We start from the raw sequence: 261 nt of genomic DNA on the forward strand, positions 1-261 counted from the left end.
CGATTTTCCAAATCGATTTTTTACTTCATCAATCGCTTTATACAATTCAGATTTTTTTTCTGCATTGCTAAATAAATTTGTTTGAACGGCCTCGCCGGTTAATTCACTTAGGCGCACGCCAATCAATCGAACGGGTTCTCCTTTCCTATGAAGCTTATGAAACAGTTCCTTCGCAACGGGAATCAATTCATCATCATAGAACGTATAGGGGATCGTAGTTTGTTTGGAAGTGGTTTCAAAATCAGGATATCGAATCTTTAC

At 37.9% G+C, this 261-nt stretch carries 1 protein-coding gene; it reads right to left on the minus strand.

The genetic code is table 11. The features are described 5' to 3' along the window. Positions 1-261, minus strand: a 261-nt coding sequence (locus tag H5993_RS09310; protein ID WP_487343523.1) for a DinB/UmuC family translesion DNA polymerase, incomplete at both ends; no start/stop codon positions are given.

The sequence above is a fragment of the Limosilactobacillus alvi genome (genome assembly GCF_016900115.1).
Taxonomy (GTDB): Bacteria; Bacillota; Bacilli; order Lactobacillales; family Lactobacillaceae; genus Limosilactobacillus; species Limosilactobacillus alvi.